This is a genomic window from Burkholderia sp. HI2500 (genome assembly GCF_002223055.1).
In the GTDB taxonomy this organism is placed as follows: Bacteria; Pseudomonadota; Gammaproteobacteria; order Burkholderiales; family Burkholderiaceae; genus Burkholderia.
Genome location: NZ_NKFL01000012.1, coordinates 1 through 1372, shown reverse-complemented (window position 1 = coordinate 1372; position 1372 = coordinate 1). Strand labels below are relative to the sequence as shown.

The 1372-nt window shown below is 58.6% G+C and carries 1 protein-coding gene; it reads left to right on the top strand.

What is annotated here, in order from left to right:
* The first annotated feature begins 79 nt into the window (after positions 1 to 79).
* A complete protein-coding gene (locus CFB45_RS37995) occupies positions 80 to 1105 on the top strand; it encodes an IS110 family transposase (RefSeq protein WP_089425898.1) in 1026 nt (341 codons plus the stop codon).
* The last annotated feature ends 267 nt before the right edge of the window (positions 1106 to 1372 follow it).

Below are 1372 nucleotides of genomic sequence, written 5' to 3'. Positions count from 1 at the left end.
GGGCTTAATAGGATGGTCAGCCCGATCCTCACTCAGTGGACTACGCTGAGTGAGGATTTTGTCCTTCTGGAGGGCCATCATGGACACGGTATCGCTGATCGGAATCGATCTCGGCAAGCACTGCTTCCACCTGCATGGACAGGATGCGTCAGGCAGGATGGTGTTCCGTAAAAAGCTCACGCGTAGCCAGATGTTCACGCTGCTGGGCAATTTTCCGCGTTGCATTGTGGTCATGGAGGCCTGCGCCGGTGCTCACTGGATCGCACGTCGACTTCAAGCGCTGGGCCATGAGGCCAAGCTGATTTCTCCGCAATTCGTCAAACCGTTCCGGCAAGGCAACAAGAACGATTTCGCGGACGCCCAGGCGATCTGCGAAGCAGCCGCTCGTTCGAGCATGCGTTTCGTGAGCCCGCACAACGAAGCCCAGCAGATCGTTTCAGCCTTGCACCGTGTGCGCGAGCGGCTGGTGCGTGACCGCACCGGCACGATCAATCAGATTCATGCGTTTCTGTTGGAGTTCGGTATCAGCTTGCCGCGCGGCATGGCAGTGATCCGGCGACTGCCTGCCGTGCTCGAGGCAGAATCGTTGCCGCCGAGGCTGGTGGTCGTGCTCGAACGTTTGCAGGCGCACTTCAAGTATCTGGACGAGCAGATCCACCAGCTCGAACGTGAGTTGCTTACCCAGCTACACGAGGATGAACGCAGCGAACGACTGCTCGAGATTCCTGGCATTGGCCCGATGACCGCCAGCGTGTTGATGTCAGAGTTGGGCGATGCTCAGCAATATGGCTCAGCAAGGCAGTTTGCAGCTTCGGTCGGTCTGGTGCCGCGGCAGTACAGCACCGGCGGCAAACCAACGCTACTGGGCATCAGCAAGCGTGGCGACAAGGAACTGCGACGGCTGCTGGTGCAATGTGCGCGGGCCGTCATGCAGCGCATCGAGCACCGCACGGATGCATTGGGCGTCTGGATTCGCAGCCTGTTGGCGCGACGACACTCGAACGTGGTGGCCTGTGCCCTGGCCAACAAACTGGCGAGGATCGCCTGGGCCATCCTCGCCAAAGGGACACACTACCGGAGCATCGAGGCTGTTCCCTCAGTCTGACGCTTCCTATCGCTTACGGCTTCAGTTTCAGTAGTCACCTCTGGTTTTGCGACGCGAGATACGTGAAGGCATAAACGACTCAACGGCCGGGCAAGTAACCTGACACAAAAAACAGCACCTCAATGCTGTGGGCTTTTTGAGGTTTGCCCGGCGCGGCTCCCATCATGGGGCGGGATCTTTCCCATCCGCGACCCCGGATAGATTCGAGCAAGTCCACTTTAGGTCAACACTGCCTCGCTTGCAAAAATCGGGCTGACCATAGATTTT

What these genes read in the sequence shown, in the direction of transcription:
- CFB45_RS37995 (WP_089425898.1), top strand. Translation starts at nt 80, where the DNA reads ATGGACACGGTATCGCTGATCGGAATCGATCTCGGCAAGCACTGCTTC.